This is a genomic window from Vibrio sp. Vb0598, from assembly GCF_033338935.1.
Taxonomy (GTDB): domain Bacteria; phylum Pseudomonadota; class Gammaproteobacteria; order Enterobacterales; family Vibrionaceae; genus Vibrio; species Vibrio alginolyticus.
The window spans coordinates 1-1,884 of the sequence record NZ_JAWOTP010000067.1 but is presented as its reverse complement, the minus strand read 5'-3'; the positions used below and the strand labels follow the sequence as shown (position 1 = coordinate 1,884).

Genomic DNA, 1,884 nt, shown 5'->3' with positions numbered 1-1,884 from the left:
GATACTTTGAAAACTGGGACAGACGCGTATCCCGAGGGGAACCCAATCGGCATGCCGCACAAAGTGACGCATGCGAAAGGCACGCGCTTGTATTGCTTAGGAGAGCGTAAAGCCCTCGATGTTTACAAGCATTATCTTGCCGACGGGCACGACGTGACGATTAACCAATTACTCAGTTTCCCGTTGTATCGAGAAACGTTGGGGCGCAAGGAAGTTTGTACCGTCACAGAACTTCACGCCGATGGAAGCATGAGTTTCGATAGGCCGTGGTGCCTCGGTGATGAGGTTCAGTTTTGCTATAACCATCCCTCTCTGACGTTAGAACAAGTGCGTCATGGGGTGGTGGAACTTGCTATGCATCAGCCAGAAGTAGTGATGATTTACAACTGTGCCTCACGGCTGGATTTTATTGATAGCAGCGATGAAGTGCAGGCGTTTATGGATATTGCCGCGACCTTTGGCAGCTACTGCATGGGTGAAATACATGGTGACATTGGCCAGCCAGAAATTCTTCACCACAGTTTGACGTACCTTGCGATGCGCGAAGGCGATGAGGTGCAATCGCTGAATTTGCCTAAACCGCAAGTGAGCGCTTCGATTTCACCGCTGTTTAGCTTAATACGCAATGCGATTGGCGATTTGAATCATATGAACGCTCACATGGGCTATCAACTTGACCGTCAAACTCGCAAGTTACAAGAAAGCTACCGTCGTGACAGTCGCACGGGGCTGCAAAATCGCGTGGCGCTGCAAGAGCGCTTAAGTCACATCGATTGTGACGAGCATTTGTTAACGCTTAAGCTACTCAATTTCAGCCACATCAACGAAAAGTACGGGTATCGAGTCGGAGACCAGCTGCTCAAAGATCTGTCGATGCATTTTACCAATCGATTGAGAAAGCGCTTAGGCATGCCAGCGGCGCTGCAACTGTACAGCATTGGTGTAGGTGAGTGGGCTTTTGTGTTTAAGGCTGAACAAAGTAGCGAGACTATCAAACAGCACTTTACTCGTTTTGCTGATGCGGTTGAGCAAACTAACTTTGAGCCGCTCGGCCTGCGCGAAATTGATTACCTGTCTATTTCCTTGTGTGGTGGCTTGGTTAGCCGTCGTGATTTTCCTTCGGCTTCTCCTGATGAGCTCTTATTAAAAGGCATAGAAGCGCGTCGTTCTGGCGTTCGCAGCAACACGCATATTTGCAACGCTAAAGACATCGAAGTCAGTGAAGATGTACGTAAAGAGCAACTAGGGTGGTTGAGTTGCGTCAGTCGCGCGATTCTTAAGCAGAACATCATTACGTATAGCCAACCGATTGTGCACGCTTACAGTCATCTTCCTGCCAGCCAAGAATGTCTGGTGCGGATTTTAGAAGAAGACGGAACAGTGATTGCGCCAGGGCGATTTTTACCGATCATCTCAGACACGCATTTGTACACCAGATTGAGTCGTCACATGATCCGCTCGACGCTGCATTACATGCGAGATAAGAAAGGGGATTTCTCGATTAACCTGTCTCCGCAAGATTTGTTGAGCGACAAAACGTTGATGTTGCTGGAGCATGAAATCAGCCAGTTGAATGACTCGACGCGGATAGGGCTGGAAGTACTGGAGTCTGAACAGATTAAAGATTACGGTCGTATGATAGAAGTGTGCAGCCATTTCAGAAAACTGGGTGCGCGCATTATCGTGGACGATTTTGGTTCTGGATACTCCAATATTGATGAGATCTTAAAGTTAGAGCCGGAAGTGATAAAGCTGGATGGCAGCTTGATTCGAGACATCGATAAGGATTTAAAGCAGCGAAAAATCGCTTCTCAGTTGGTGCGTTTGTGCCAGGTGTTTAATGCAGAAACGGTCGCAGAGTTTGTGCACAATCGCGAGGTGTGC

General features: G+C 48.2%; 1 protein-coding gene. It reads left to right on the top strand.

Features of this window, described 5'->3' with window-relative positions; genetic code table 11:
- Window positions 1–1,884, top strand: a 1,884-nt coding sequence (locus tag R7Q38_RS22915) for an EAL domain-containing protein (protein ID WP_318114404.1), incomplete at both ends; no start/stop codon positions are given.